This window comes from Candidatus Flexicrinis affinis (genome assembly GCA_016716525.1).
In the GTDB taxonomy this organism is placed as follows: domain Bacteria; phylum Chloroflexota; class Anaerolineae; order Aggregatilineales; family Phototrophicaceae; genus Flexicrinis; species Flexicrinis affinis.
In genome coordinates, this window is record JADJWE010000001.1 from 1,365,875 (window position 1) to 1,379,429 (window position 13,555).

Consider the following 13,555-nt stretch of genomic DNA (forward strand, 5'->3'; position numbering starts at 1 on the left):
AGTGATGCGCGACATTATACATCAACTCCGCGTGACACCCGGGCGTGCGCGGACGAACGCCACAGTGAGGGGACGGCGTGACGGTATTCAATCGACTGCGCAGCATTCTCGAAGCCGGATTAGTCGGCCTGTTCTTTGTGCAAGCGCTGCGGGCAGCGGTCAGCTTCGTGTACAGCCGGACGGCCAGCGCGTCGATCTTCCCCGCGCTCAGCCCGGCCACCGTTGATCCGAGTTTGCCGGGTTTGGTGTCGCCGTCGGCTGTGCAATCGGAGCTGATCGTATTAGGGATCGCATGCGTATTGCCGCTCCTCGCGATTGGGCTGGGACGCTGGCGTTCGACACTGCTGCTCGCCGGGCTGGCCGTGGCTGGTGCGCGCCTCGTTATGGCGCTGCCGTCTGTCGGGGTGTCGCCTGCAATAGGCGCCTATCTGACGGTAGGTACCGGATTGTTCTGGGTGGCCGTCTTCGTTCGCCACCGGCACATTCACCTGCCATACGCCTTTGTGATTGGGTTTACGGTCGACCAACTCCTACGGGCCGCTGGTAACACCCTCGACCCATCGCTGTCGACCGGATACGGCTCAGCGCAGATTGTCCTGAGCGCAGTTCTGGTCGTCGTCACTACAGCAAACTTCATTCGGCCGCCAAGCCTTAACGTCGAAGATTCACGCGGGTTGTTTACGCTGTGGGGCGGGTTTGGACTGGGTGGACTGCTGTTCTTGCAGCTTGCGCTGCTAGCTTCGCCCAACGCCTCCGCCGCACGATCCGCCTACGATTACACGATCTTGGTACCCGCGCTAATCGCCGCGACAGCGCTCCCGCTTGTTCCCGCCGTTCAGCGTTCGGCTCGCGGGATCGTGTCGCTGTTCGACTCATCCGTACAGGGCTGGGTATGGATGCTGATTCTCGCCTTGTTCCTAGTGATCGGAACACGTGTTCAGGGCGCGGTGGGCGCAGGAGCCCTTGTCGCTGCGCAGTTCATTGCGTCATTGACGTGGTGGTGGCTCGTGCGCCCGCAGGCCGAGAAAGAGCGCAACGCCAGCGGCATGTGGATGCTGGTCACTGTCGTCGTTTTCGCGTTGTTCGTCGTAATGGACTTGTTCACCTTCGAATACGCGTACGTGCGGGAGTTCGCGGGTCAGTTCGAGTTCTTGAACCGGGTGATCACACCGCTGCTGCGCGGCTTCCGCGGTTTGGGCCTCGCCGTGCTGATCGTAGCGGTGGTCACGGCGTCCTTGCCGGTGATCGCAAGCCGGCGACGTGCGGCATGGCGAGACGGATCTGTCGTGTCTTCGCTGGTGTCGCTGCTTGTGGTGGCCGTACTGGTCGTTCTCGGGGCCTTCCTTTCGCGGCCACCGGTCGTGGAACCGTACGAGGGCGGCGAGTTTCGCATCGGCACGTATAACATACACGCGGGCTACAACGAATTCTTCCATACCGATCTAGAGGCAATTGCGCGCACCATCCAACAGAGCGGCGCAAATGTCGTTCTACTCCAAGAGGTTGAAGCTGGGCGGCTGACGAGCTTCGGTGTCGACCATACGCTTTGGCTTGCGCGCAAAGTCGGAATGGATCGGCGGTTCTACGCCACAAACGAGGGATTGCAGGGCCTTGCCGTACTGTCGAACGTCGAGATCGTGTTCGACGATGGGGTGCCACTGACCAGCGAGGGCCAGCAAACAGGCTTGCAACGCGTCGTGCTGCAACCGGACGACCGCCCGATCACGCTGTACAACACGTGGCTTGGCGTATTGCTGGAAGGCGTTGGCGGTACCGTCTCGGAGCAGGAACAGGATCAGGTTCGGCAGCTCAATGAAATTCTGTCGATCATGCTCGCTCACGGCGAGGGCAGCATTGTTTCGTTGGGGCGGATCGTTGTCGGCGGGACGTTCAACAACGTGCCATCGTCCGACCTCATTCTGAGGATGCGCCAGACGAACCTGACCGATCCCTTCGCCGATCAGCCGCAGGCGACCAGCCACACCTTCGTCCAGACCAGCAGACGCGCGCGGCTGGACTACTTGTTCACAAATCTGCTGCCCCTCGGTGCAGTCGTGATCGACTCGTCGGCTTCCGACCATCGTCTCGCGGTCGTTAGTCTCGCCTTGCGCTAATCGCCTCGTTCGGCGAAGTCCTGCACGGACCTGCCGCCGACTTCGAAGAGACGCAGGGCATTGGCCGCTGCGGCGTGGCCGGCCGTGCGAATCGTGCGCCCTGAGCCCGTCGCAAGCCGGTGGCCGTTCAGCGAAACCGCGACCATGTAGGTGCGGTCGTGGTCTGGCCCTGTCGATTGGACGACCTCGTACGCCGGCGCAATGTCCAATTCCGCCTGCGTCAGTTCCTGAAGCCGGGTGCGGGGATCCTTGTCGAGCGCATCCTGAAGCACGCGGTGTTGAAGCACGCTTAGCCGGGGGGTGACGACGGTCTCCGCGGCGTCCATGCCGAGGTCGAGGTACACGGCACCCACGACGGCTTCGAACGACCGGCACAGGATCGTGTCTCGCTCGCGCCCGCCGTTGCGTTCTTCGCCGCGGCCCATGCGCAGATACTCGCCGAGCTTGATCGAACGGGCAATCTCGGCCAGTGCTTCAGTTCTTACGAGTGCCGAACGGATACGGGTCAATTCACCTTCGGAGAGGTCGGGAAACCGATAAAACAGCATACGCGCCGTAATCATGCCGATGACCGCGTCCCCGAGGAACTCTAGTCGCTCGTAATCGACTACCTCATCATCGGGGTGCTCGTTGACGTACGAGCTGTGCGTGACTGCTTGCAGCAGCAGCAGCGGGTTGTTCATGCGAACCCCGAGGTCGTGCTGAAGCTGATCGAGGTCCATCCCTAGACTCGCCTGAATACGAGACTGACGTTGTGGCCGCCGAAGCCGAACGAATTGCTCATCACGACATCAATCGGCATCTCGCGAGCTTGATTTGGGACGCAATCCAAATCGCACTCCGGGTCCGGTTCTCTGTAGTTGATGGTCGGCGGGGCAACATTGTCGCGGATAGCCAACAGTGCGAACACTGCCTCGATTGCCGCTGTCGTGCCCATGCAATGGCCGGTCATGCTCTTGGTCGAACTCATCGGCACCTTGTATGCAGACTCGCCGAACACGGCCTTGATTGCCTTGGTTTCCATGGCGTCGTTAAGTGCAGTTGCCGTTCCATGCGCGTTGATGTAGCTAACCTGATCCGGCCGCAGAGCCGCCGTGCGAAGCGCCTCTCTCACTGCGCGTGCCGCGCCCAAGCCGTCGGGCTGCGGAGCAGTGATGTGAAACGAGTCCGACGTCGTGCCGTAGCCGACAATCTCGCCGTATATGTGCGCGCCCCGCTTGGTGGCATGCGCCATCTCCTCGAGGATGAGCACGCCGGCACCTTCACCGAACACCAAGCCTGAACGATCTTTGCTGAAGGGGCGGCTTGCTTGCTCCGGTGTGTCGTTGTCCCGGCTGCACGCCCCGATACGGTCAAACGCGGCAATCCCCATTGGCACGATCGGGGCCTCGCCGCATCCGGCGACTGCCGCGTCGATCCGCCCGAGCCGGATCATGTCTGCTGCATGGCCAATATTGTCAGCGCCGGTGGCGCATGCGGATGTCAACACATAAGACGGGCCGACAAATCCGTACTCGATGCTGATATGTGCGCTCCCGCCGTTGCCCATAAGCATCGGGATCGCAAACGGGGTGATTTGCCGCGGATCGCCGACTCTCTGAAGTTCCTGTACTTCTTCTACGAAGCTTGAGACGCCGCCGACTGCCGAGCCGACAAACGTTCCGATTCGGGTTCTATTCTCGTCCGTAGCGACCAAGCCGCTGTCGAGAATCGCTTCGCGCGCCGCTGCAGCGGTCAAGTGCTGGAAACGGTCACGCCGCCGGACCTCTTTAGGCGACAGCGCAATGGTTGGATCGAAACCCTTCGCCTCCGCGGCGATCTTCACGGCGTAGTTCGTGACATCGAAGCGCGTAATCAAGCCGGTGCCGGATCGACCGTTCTTGATGTTGTCCCATGTCTCTGCCGCCGTGTTGCCGCACGGCGATACGACGCCAATGCCTGTAACCACGACCCGACGGTCCATAATTCTCTCCCAAACACGGCCGAGTAGTATTCGAAATCTGCGGCGTATATACCACACACCGACCCGCTCGTGCTAGCCGTCAGCGCGCCGATCTGCGTCTCCCGGGATGTAGGTGCCCTCGATCCACGTCGCTCCGTCCTCGCCGATCTCCTGCTTCCAGACTGGAACAATCTGCTTGAGCCGGTCGATTCCGTAGCGGGCCGCTTCGAAGCAGCCGTCGTCCCGGTGTGGAGACGTGCACGCGATGAGCACCGTCGTCTGTCCGACGTCAAGGCTGCCGAGCCGCTGAACAATTGCGATCCCTACGACCAGCGGCCATTGAGTCCGGATTTCTGCGGCTACCTGCTGCATCTTGGCGAGGGCCATCGACTCGTAGGCCTCATATTCCAGGCGCGACGTCTTGGGTTGATGGCCGGGACGCGATGTCTCGCCGCGAACCAGCCCTGAGAACACGCATGCCGCCCCGACCGAAGGCGGGCTGATCTGCGCGAGCAGGTTGTCGATGTCGATCGGTGCGTAAGGGAGCAGATAGACTTCCGGGCGGTCAGTGCTGCCGCCGCTAACGGGCGGAAACAGCGCCACCGTATCGCCGTCGCGAAGCTCGACATCTCCCTGTGCGAATTCCTCGTTCAAGGCGGCGATCGCGTGGGCGATCGACCGCGCCGCTGCGGGATGCTGCGCTGCGAGGTGCGAACGGAGATCGCCGATTGCGGCGCCATCGCCGAGACTGACTGTCAGCCGGCCAGCCCCGACTTGGTCCTTGAGGGTAGCAAAGAGCAAGACGTTGATGTTCATCGGCGCATCTCCGCATCGTTAGCACGATAATCGCCGTGAATGCCGCCGGTTTTGCTCAACAGCCGTATTCCCTCAATGCGCATCTCGCGGTCGACGGCTTTGGCCATGTCATAGATGGTGAGTGCGGCGACGCTGACGGCTGTGAGGGCTTCCATCTCGACGCCGGTTTGCCCGACTGTCCGTGCTTCGGCCGTAATGTGAACGTACGGATCTGCGTCAGAAGACAGCTGGATGTCCACGTCGATCTTCGACAGTGCAATAGGGTGGCACAGTGGAATGAGTTCGGACGTTCGCTTGGCTGCCATGACGCCGGCGATCCGGGCGGTGGCGATCACATCTCCCTTTTTAAGCGAACCGGCGCGGATAAGGTCGAGCGTTGACGGTTTCATCGTAACGCGGCCCTCGGCGATGGCTGTACGGGCGGTCGAAGGCTTGTCCCCGACGTCCACCATGCGCGCGTTGCCCACCGAATCCAAATGGCTCAAGTCACTGCTCATCTCAGGACTGGTCCTCTCATCTTGTGACGGCTATCGGGCACTTGTATACTACTCGCAGTTATGTCCACTCGTAATCCCCTGAATATCTGACGGAGCAGTAGCGTGGGTATCTTTCGTCGCGGCATGTCAAAGACACGCCAATCGTTTTTTGGTCGCCTTGCGTCGGTATTGGGCGGCGGCGGCACGATCGATGACGACACTTGGGACGACATCGAAGCCGTTCTGATTCAAAGCGACCTCGGGGTGCACACGGCACAGGCCGTCGTTGAAGACTTGCGAACAAAGGCCAACCGCGAAGGCATTCGCGACCCGGAACGTCTGCAGGCCGCGCTGCGACAAGTGTTGAAGGAACGCTTGCGCTTCCCCCCGACCATGAACATCAGTGGACGCGAGCTGTCGGTCGTGCTGATCGTCGGTGTGAATGGCAGTGGCAAGACGACGTCGATCGCTAAGCTGGCACACCGGCTGAAGCTGGCGGGTCGAAAGGTCATGTTGTGCGCAGGCGACACGTTCCGCGCCGCAGCGATCGAGCAATTGCAGAAGTGGGGCGAACGAGTCGGAGTACCGGTCATCGCAGGGAAGCAGGGCGGTGACCCTGCTGCATTGGTGTTCGACGCCGTGACTGCCGCGAAGGCGCGTGGGATCGACGTATTGATCATCGATACGGCGGGAAGGCTGCATAACAACGCGAACCTGATGGACGAGCTTGCTAAGGTCAAAGCCGTGTGTAGTCGGGTGGTTCCGGACGCGCCTCACGAGGTGTTGCTCGTTCTTGACGGTACGACCGGCCAGAACGCGCTGGAACAGGCCAAGAAGTTCGGCGAAATTGTAAACGTCACCGGCGCGATCGTGACCAAGCTCGACGGTTCGGCGAAGGGCGGTATGGTGTTCGCCGTATTTGAAGAGCTTGGACTGCCCGTGCAATATGTTGGGCTGGGCGAAGGCATGGACGATATGGTGTTGTTCAATCCCGAGAACTTCACGCTCAGTTTGTTCGGAGAGAACTAGGCCGTCTGAGTTCAGCATGGCAGACGCAATCACCAGCCTCCAAAACCCGCGCATCAAACAAGTGCGCCGCCTGCGCGATCAGCGTGCGCGTGTCGAAGAAAGCCGCTACGTCATCGACAGCCGGCGTGATTTGGCGCGAGCACTTTCCGCCGGTCATCAGGTGGACTATGTGCTGGTCGAATCGTCTCTGTTCGGGTCGTTGAGCGATGTGCCGCTCGACGTGCAGATTCCCGTATCGGCGCAGGCGATGGACAAGGCCAGCTATCGGGACAACAGCGACGGGATCACCGCCGTGATGGTGCGGCCGGCCGTGCCCGGAGCAGCGGATTTTGCGCGCGCGTGGCGCGGCCCCGTACTCGGGCTCGTCGCGCTGGAAAAGCCCGGAAATGTCGGGGCGCTTCTGCGCACAGCAGATGCAGCCGGCTTTGGGAGCGTGGTCCTGATCGATTGCCCGATTGACGTATACAACCCGAACGTGATCCGCGCGAGCACCGGCGCAGTGTTTCTGAGAAACGTGTACGAGATGACGACGGCTGAGGCGCAAGAAGTTTTTTCGGCGTGTGACTTGCGCATGTATGCCACGCATCTCGATGCGGCGACTGACGCGTTCAGCGTCCGGTTCGTCAAAGCCAGCGTACTCTTGATGGGTAAGGAAGACGCCGGCCTCCCGAACGAATGGCTTGCTTTCGCGGACGAACGGATCATCATCCCGATGGCTGGTCAGATCGCGGACTCGCTCAACGTGGCGGCGGCAGGTGCGGTGCTCATGTACGAAGTGTATCGGCAGACGCGTATTCAGTAAGGGTGGCCCGTCGTGAGTGTCACAGTAGGGCAGTTCAAGGAACTCAACACCATTGTGGGAAACCTTTCGCGCCGCCTCGCGATTGCCGACTTGGCGCGCAAGGTCGCCGAACTTGAGGAGCAGTCGGGCGAGGCTGAGTTCTGGAACAGCCCGGATGCAGCGCAGAAGGTCATGCAGGAGATCGCGCGGCTTAAGGCCCGCATCGAGCCGTGGCAGAAGTTACAAGCCCGAATCGCCGATGCCCTGGAGCTGTCGTCCCTTAATGACCCTGACCTCGAAGGCGAACTCGACGCCGAGTACGCAGACTTGCAGATTGTCGTAGACCGCATGTCGATACAGGCGTTGTTGAGCGGGCCAAACGACCCGCGTGACGCGTTCCTAGCAATCCATGCGGGCGCTGGCGGCACCGATTCTCAGGACTGGGCTCAGATGCTCGAACGCATGTATCTGCGCTGGGCGGAAGACAACGGCTACAAGGTTGAGGTGATCGAACGCAGCGAAGGCGAAGAAGCTGGGATCAAGAGCGTGACGCTGGGCATACGCGGCAACTATGCTTACGGCTACCTGCGCAGCGAGCAGGGGGTGCATCGCCTTGTCAGACTGAGTCCGTTCGACTCTGCGAGCCGCCGCCACACGTCCTTCGTAAAAGTCGAGCTGTGGCCGGACATCCAAGACGACATCGACATCGAGATTAGCGAGAAAGATCTGCGCATCGACACGTACCGTGCCGGTGGGGCAGGCGGACAGCACATGCAGAAGAACGATACGGCTGTTCGGATCACGCATCTTCCGACCGGCATCGTAATTCAGTGTCAGAATGAGCGTAGTCAGGCGCAGAACCGCGAGCGTGCGATGATGATCCTCAAGGCCCGCCTTGCTGATCTCGAGCGGCAGCGGCAAGACGCTGAGTTAGCGGCCCTCAAAGGCGAGAACGTCAACGCAGAGTGGGGTAACCAAATTCGCTCGTATGTGCTTCACCCGTATCAGCTGGTCAAGGATCATCGGACCAACCACGAATCGGGCAACACCACGGCCGTGCTGGACGGACGCCTCATCGACTTTATGGAAGCTTACTTGCACATGAAGGTCGACCAAGCGAATAACGGTAAGTAGGCGACGCACTTCTTCAACTGATCAGGGAACAAACCGCTGAGCCATACCTCACATCAGTCAGTCGATCAAGCCTGCGGCCCGAAGATTCACGACGAATCGCAGACCCACCTCACTTCCACTGCGGAAGAATACGGCAGGATAGCCCATCGGGGCAGGGATAGTGATTGACTGCGGACCTTCGTACTCGATGCCTGTCCACACCTGAACCCAGCTACCCTCTGGCAGATAGACGACAGCCTCGTCCACATCAGGATCAAGTACCGGCGCAACAAGCAGTTCATCGCCAACCATGAACTGCTCAAAGACGAAGTCGTACGCGGCAGGGTCATGGGGGAACACCAGCATCATTGGGCGGACAACAGGTAGACCGGACGCAGCAGCCTCGCTGACGAGAGCGGATCGGTAGAACCCCCACGCCTCATGGATTCTCGCAGCGCGGGCGAACTGCTCGATTGACTGATCATCGTCGTAGATCTGGGCATTCTGGTCGGGGCGGTTTCCTTCATGGGTTCTAAAAACTGGCGTGAACGCATTCAGTTCACTCCACCGACCTAGCAGTTCACGAGTCCGGTAGTAGTTGGCGATCGGGTTAGTGATGGTCGTGTATCCTCCGATATCGCTGTGATTGAACGCGAATCCCGCAAGGCCAGACGAGAGCAAGCCCGTGACCGCTGACTTGATCCCGTCGTACGCGTCCCACGCGACCATTTGATCGCCGAGCCAGAACAGGGACGTGTGTGTGGGACTTTCGCGGTACCCGGACCGCATGAAATAGACAATCTCCTCGCCGAGGCCGGCCGCAAGCTCCTGGTTGAACTGCGCCCAGAGTACGGGGTAGTGGTTGTGTGCGGTGTCGCCACTGGCCCCGTCAAACAACACCGCGTCGACCGGTAGACCCTCGCCGAAGTCGGCCATCCAGCCCGCAGCGCCAGTGGCACGCACCTGTTCGCTCAACACGTCGCGATACCACGCCGACGCTTCGGGATTCGTGAAGTCAATCATTGCAGCGGAGAAGTCGGTGTTGCGAAGCAGATATGGCGATGCATCCTGTCTCCTAACGACGTAGCCCTTCGAGACCGCTTCTTGGTACAAGTTGCGACCGCCGCCTGGCTTCTCTGAGATATCCGCTAAGTACGGGTTGACATAGATCAGCAGTCGAACGCCGTCATTCGCCAACTCTTCGCTGAGACTGTCCCAAGCTGGATAGTGCATTGTGTCCAGCTGCCAGTTCCACCAGAGTTGGCTACCGAAGCTGGTCTCCCGTCGTCCGACCCAATCTTGTAGCCACAACGCGGTGACTGGCACTTCGTGTTCCCGCAGCCGGCTGTAGATGTCGCGGACACGTTCGGTCCCGCCCTGCAACCCGATGATTGCACCGGCGGTGATCCAATCTGGAAGGGGAGCCATTCGACCAATCAGCTCGGTATAGACGCCCACTAGCTCGGAAGGGGTCTCTCCGTAAAGGAGCGTCCCGCGGACCTCGTTGCTGTAGACTGTGACTTGAAGGCGATCGTCCGCACGCATGTCAAAAGCGCTGTATTCGTCATTCCAGAGCAGAAACCCACGCTTCTGATCGGTGAGAAAGTACGGAACAGGAGCATATGAGTCAGACCACGTCCCGCCGGCCCCGGCCTGCAGGTCGGCTCCTAGGGTGAGCGGCTGGATGCCACGGCCGATACCTTGTTCGCTGACGAATATCGGCACGTACTGACCTTTCATGTCAAGCAGCGTGTACTGAGTACCGAAGCCAAGGACATGTTCGTCAAGGGCGGTTGCGCTTGTCAAGTAGAGCCGATTCAGATCCTCCCGATCAACGGATAGAGAGAACTCGAGAGCATTACGGCTTCTCTCATAGAGGACGAGATGGTAGCGAGCAATCGTGCCATCGTCGCACGCAAGAGTCCCTTCGACGTGGGTGCCGGTGTCGGCCTGCGAAATGCGATCAACAGACTGGTCACCGCACAACAGCGTCCGATGGTCGGTCACCCGATAGTGTGCGCGTGACTCGTGGAATTCAGCCATGCCTGCTCCGGCGGCTACGAATGGGACGCCCGGCACGCTCTCCCAGACGATTGCCTCCCGATCGGGCAGATGCGTGACGCGAATTATCGCAGCGACGGGATCCCACTCGATCTCGAAACTGCCCTCAACATATTTGAGCGGCGCCGTGTTCTGCGTCCTTTGGGAAGCCGACTGCACCAGTTGACCTTCGACTGGCCGAATGCGGTAGTCGTCCGTGACGCGGACGGCGACCACATAGCCAATTGCCACCAACAGGACGATCACGGTCACCGTGAGGCAACCACAACCAATCTGACGCGCTTGTTTCATAGACGCGTTCCGCTCAACTCGACCAAACAACGGTTCGGCCACTATCACGATCGTAAGCCCGGTCAACGATCGGCGACAAGCGGCCATTAGCGCCACGTTTGGCGATGTGTGGACCGAGATTCTCGGCGAGCAGTCAAACTTGACGTGCTGGACCGCGAGGCGTATAATTCCCGATTACTGATGCGTAGCGTATGGTGCGATTCACCTAAGCCAGCGTCGCCTAATCTCGGCTGACGGCTGGCTTCGTATTCGTTAGCACCCCGATATGTTACAGAGTGGTCCCCGCAGGTTCTCGACCCGTTCCAATATGCTGTAGGAGGATGCGCCTTGGCGGCGAAAGATTTTAGCGCACTACGCGTGAGCCTCGCCTCGCCTGAAACGATCAAGAAGTGGTCGTATGGCGAAGTCACCAAGCCGGAAACGATCAACTACCGCCGACTGCGCCCGGAAAAGGACGGGCTGTTCTGCGAAGCCATCTTTGGCCCGACCCGCGACTGGCAGTGCTACTGCGGGAAGTTCAAGAACATCCGCTATAAGGGTGTCATCTGCGACAAGTGCGGTGTGGAAGTCACCCGCTCGGTCGTGCGCCGTGAGCGTATGGGCCACATTCTGCTGGCCGCGCCGGTCGCGCATGTGTGGTACACGCGCCGTGTGCCGAGCTACCTTGGTCTGCTGCTCGACATCAGCCGGCGCAATCTCGACCGCGTGCTGTATTTCGCGCAATATGTCGTGACGGGCGTCGACGAGGACAACCGCGAACGTGCGCTCAAGCGTATCGACCGCGAGATTCAAGCCAAAGAAAACGAGCTGGGCGACGACATTAAGTCGCAGATGGTCAACATCCGCGACGAACGCGATCAGCAGCTAGACGCCTTTGAACTTCGTGAAGCCGAGATCTCGCGCCACTACGAAGAAGAATTGGCCCGCCTCACGGATAAGCTGATGCAAGAAGCGCAGGCGGTTCAGGTTCGCGTGGAAGGTATGCGCGGACAGAAGGCAACTGCTGCGATCATGCTCGAAGCAGCCGACATGACCGTTGTTGCTAAGGGCGCAACGGTAACCAACGACCACCTCGTCACCGTCCAGCAGGCCGTCAATGACTACCTGAATGAACTGCAGCTCGAGATTGAGTCGCAGCGTCGTCAGGCGTTGGCCGACCTTGAAACCGAGCGGGACACGGTGAAGCGCGCCGCGGCCGAGGGCCTCGACGTACGTATGAGCAAGCTGCAAGAGCGCATGAGCGACGTGCTCAAGGCGGCTAACGATGCCAAGCGCGAGCTGCAGGACCTGCACGTTCTTCAGTTTCTGGGCGAAAACAAGTATCGCGAGCTCCGCGCCAAGTTCGGCCAGGTATTTCAGGCGGATATGGGCGCTGAGGCATTCCACAAGATCCTCAAGAGCCTCGACCTCGACAAGCTGGCCGAAGAGCTGTGGGCCGAGCTTCGCAACAACAAGAGCAAGCAGCGTCGCAAGAAGGCCACAAAGCGTCTCAAGGTGGTAGAGAGCCTGCGCCGCAGCCACAACCGTCCCGAGTGGATGATCCTCGAAGTCCTGCCGGTCATCCCGCCCGACTTGCGCCCGATGGTGCAGCTCGATGGCGGCCGCTTCGCGACGAGCGATCTCAACGACCTGTACCGCCGCGTGATCAACCGCAACAACCGTCTCAAGCACTTGCTTGAGCTGGGCGCGCCGGATGTCATTGTCCGCAACGAAAAGCGGATGCTGCAAGAAGCTGTCGACAGCCTTGTCGACAACAGCCAGCGCGGGCGGGCGCTCAGCCGCCGCGGCCGTCGCGAGCTGAAGTCGTTGAGCGATATGCTCAAGGGCAAGAAGGGGCGCTTCCGCCGCAACCTGCTCGGAAAGCGTGTCGACTACTCGGGCCGTTCGGTCATCGTCATTGGCCCGCGCCTGAAACTGCATCAGTGCGGCCTGCCCAAGACGATGGCGCTGGAGCTGTACCGCCCGTTCGTCATCAGCCGGCTCGTTGCCGATGGATACGCGCAGAACGTCAAGGGCGCCAAGCGCGTTATCGAGCGCGAGCGGCCGGAGGTCTGGGAAGCGCTGGAAGAGGTCATCAAGGCCCGTCCGGTCCTGCTGAACCGTGCGCCGACCCTGCATCGCCTCGGTATTCAGGCATTTGAGCCGATCCTTGTCGAGGGCAAGGCCATCCAGATTCACCCGCTGGTCTGTTCGGCGTTCAACGCGGACTTTGACGGCGATCAAATGGCCGTGCATGTGCCGCTGAGCGAGAACGCGGTTCGCGAGGCACGCGAGCTTATGCTGAGCACGAAGAACCTGCTCAAGCCCGCCGACGGCCAGCCGATCGTCGGCCCGGCTAAGGACATGGTGCTCGGAATCTACTACCTGACGATGGACCCCACCGTCGAAGTTGTCGCGCGCAAGGAAGACGCCGGCAAGTATCGCAGCATCGACGTCGTGTGGGACGACGATGTGCGTGTCGGCGTGGCGAAGCGGGCTAACGGTTACTACTGGGCGATGCGCAACGACGTCACGAAAGCCACCGTGTTCTCGGACATCACCCAGACTGACGAGCGTGGCCGGACCCGCGTTTCACGCAAGGCGACCGACGTGACGATAGATGCGCTGCTGGCCGGTGACATCGATGTCGCGTTGTTCAACGGCTACGAGATGGACAAGCTGATGCAGGAGCGCGGTCTGTATGACCGCTTGGAAATCACGAACCTGCACGAGCGCCGGTTGGTGTCAGACATCGATGAGGTCGAGTACCTGTACCGCCTCGGCGAAGTCAAGCTCCACACGCCGATCTTGCTCGGAAACATCTACGACAACCAGCCTGCACAGCCGCGACCGGAGATCACGACTGTTGGCCGTGCGCTGTTCAACCGCATCCTGCCGGACGAACTGCGCTTCGTCCAGAAGACGTGTGGCAAGAAGCAGCTTCAGGATCTGG

The 13,555-nt window shown here is 60.4% G+C and carries 9 protein-coding genes and 2 pseudogenes; 6 read left to right on the plus strand and 5 right to left on the minus strand.

Features of this window, described 5'->3' with window-relative positions; translation table 11 throughout:
* The first annotated feature begins 77 nt into the window (after positions 1–77).
* Positions 78–2,114 carry an endonuclease/exonuclease/phosphatase family protein gene (locus tag IPM16_05805; protein MBK9122624.1) on the plus strand — a complete coding sequence of 679 codons (2,037 nt, stop codon included), beginning with the start codon at positions 78–80 and terminating at the stop codon, positions 2,112–2,114.
* On the opposite strand, the gene rnc is transcribed toward IPM16_05805, so the two are convergent.
* The 4 genes from rnc to moaC form a co-directional block, all read right to left on the minus strand.
* Positions 2,111–2,836 (minus strand): ribonuclease III, encoded by a 726-nt coding sequence (rnc, locus tag IPM16_05810; protein ID MBK9122625.1) that lies wholly within the window; start codon positions 2,834–2,836, stop codon positions 2,111–2,113. The two genes, IPM16_05805 and rnc, sit on opposite strands and share 4 nt — an antisense overlap.
* Positions 2,837–2,838: 2 nt before the next feature.
* Positions 2,839–4,077, minus strand: coding sequence for a beta-ketoacyl-ACP synthase II (fabF, locus tag IPM16_05815; GenBank protein ID MBK9122626.1), 1,239 nt, complete (start codon positions 4,075–4,077; stop codon positions 2,839–2,841).
* A 72-nt stretch (positions 4,078–4,149) separates the two neighbouring features.
* Positions 4,150–4,872, minus strand: a complete 723-nt coding sequence (moaD, locus tag IPM16_05820) for a molybdopterin converting factor subunit 1 (protein MBK9122627.1) — start codon at positions 4,870–4,872, stop codon at positions 4,150–4,152.
* A complete protein-coding gene (gene moaC / locus IPM16_05825) occupies positions 4,869–5,369 on the minus strand; it encodes a cyclic pyranopterin monophosphate synthase MoaC (protein MBK9122628.1) in 501 nt (166 codons plus the stop codon). Before moaC ends, moaD begins: the two co-directional genes overlap by 4 nt.
* A 123-nt stretch (positions 5,370–5,492) precedes the next feature.
* Here moaC and ftsY point away from each other — a divergent pair, with 123 nt between their 5' ends.
* The 3 genes from ftsY to prfB are packed head-to-tail and all read left to right on the plus strand — an operon-like array spanning position 5,493 to position 8,292.
* Positions 5,493–6,377 carry a signal recognition particle-docking protein FtsY gene (gene ftsY / locus IPM16_05830; GenBank protein MBK9122629.1) on the plus strand — a complete coding sequence of 295 codons (885 nt, stop codon included), beginning with the start codon at positions 5,493–5,495 and terminating at the stop codon, positions 6,375–6,377.
* A 16-nt stretch (positions 6,378–6,393) separates the two neighbouring features.
* Positions 6,394–7,179 (plus strand): RNA methyltransferase, encoded by a 786-nt coding sequence (locus IPM16_05835; GenBank protein ID MBK9122630.1) that lies wholly within the window; start codon positions 6,394–6,396, stop codon positions 7,177–7,179.
* 12 nt (positions 7,180–7,191) lie between these two features.
* Positions 7,192–8,292 carry a peptide chain release factor 2 gene (gene prfB, locus IPM16_05840; protein MBK9122631.1) on the plus strand — a complete coding sequence of 367 codons (1,101 nt, stop codon included), beginning with the start codon at positions 7,192–7,194 and terminating at the stop codon, positions 8,290–8,292.
* A 57-nt stretch (positions 8,293–8,349) separates the two neighbouring features.
* On the opposite strand, the gene IPM16_05845 is transcribed toward prfB, so the two are convergent.
* Complete coding sequence (locus tag IPM16_05845) at positions 8,350–10,623, minus strand: alpha-glucosidase (GenBank protein ID MBK9122632.1); 2,274 nt, start codon at positions 10,621–10,623, stop codon at positions 8,350–8,352.
* A gap of 327 nt (positions 10,624–10,950) precedes the next feature.
* Between IPM16_05845 and IPM16_05850 the strand changes: the two are divergent.
* Positions 10,951–11,358: pseudogene (locus tag IPM16_05850) on the plus strand (DNA-directed RNA polymerase subunit beta').
* Between the two features lie 96 nt (positions 11,359–11,454).
* Positions 11,455–12,999: pseudogene (locus IPM16_05855) on the plus strand (DNA-directed RNA polymerase subunit beta').
* Positions 13,000–13,555: the final 556 nt, after the last annotated feature.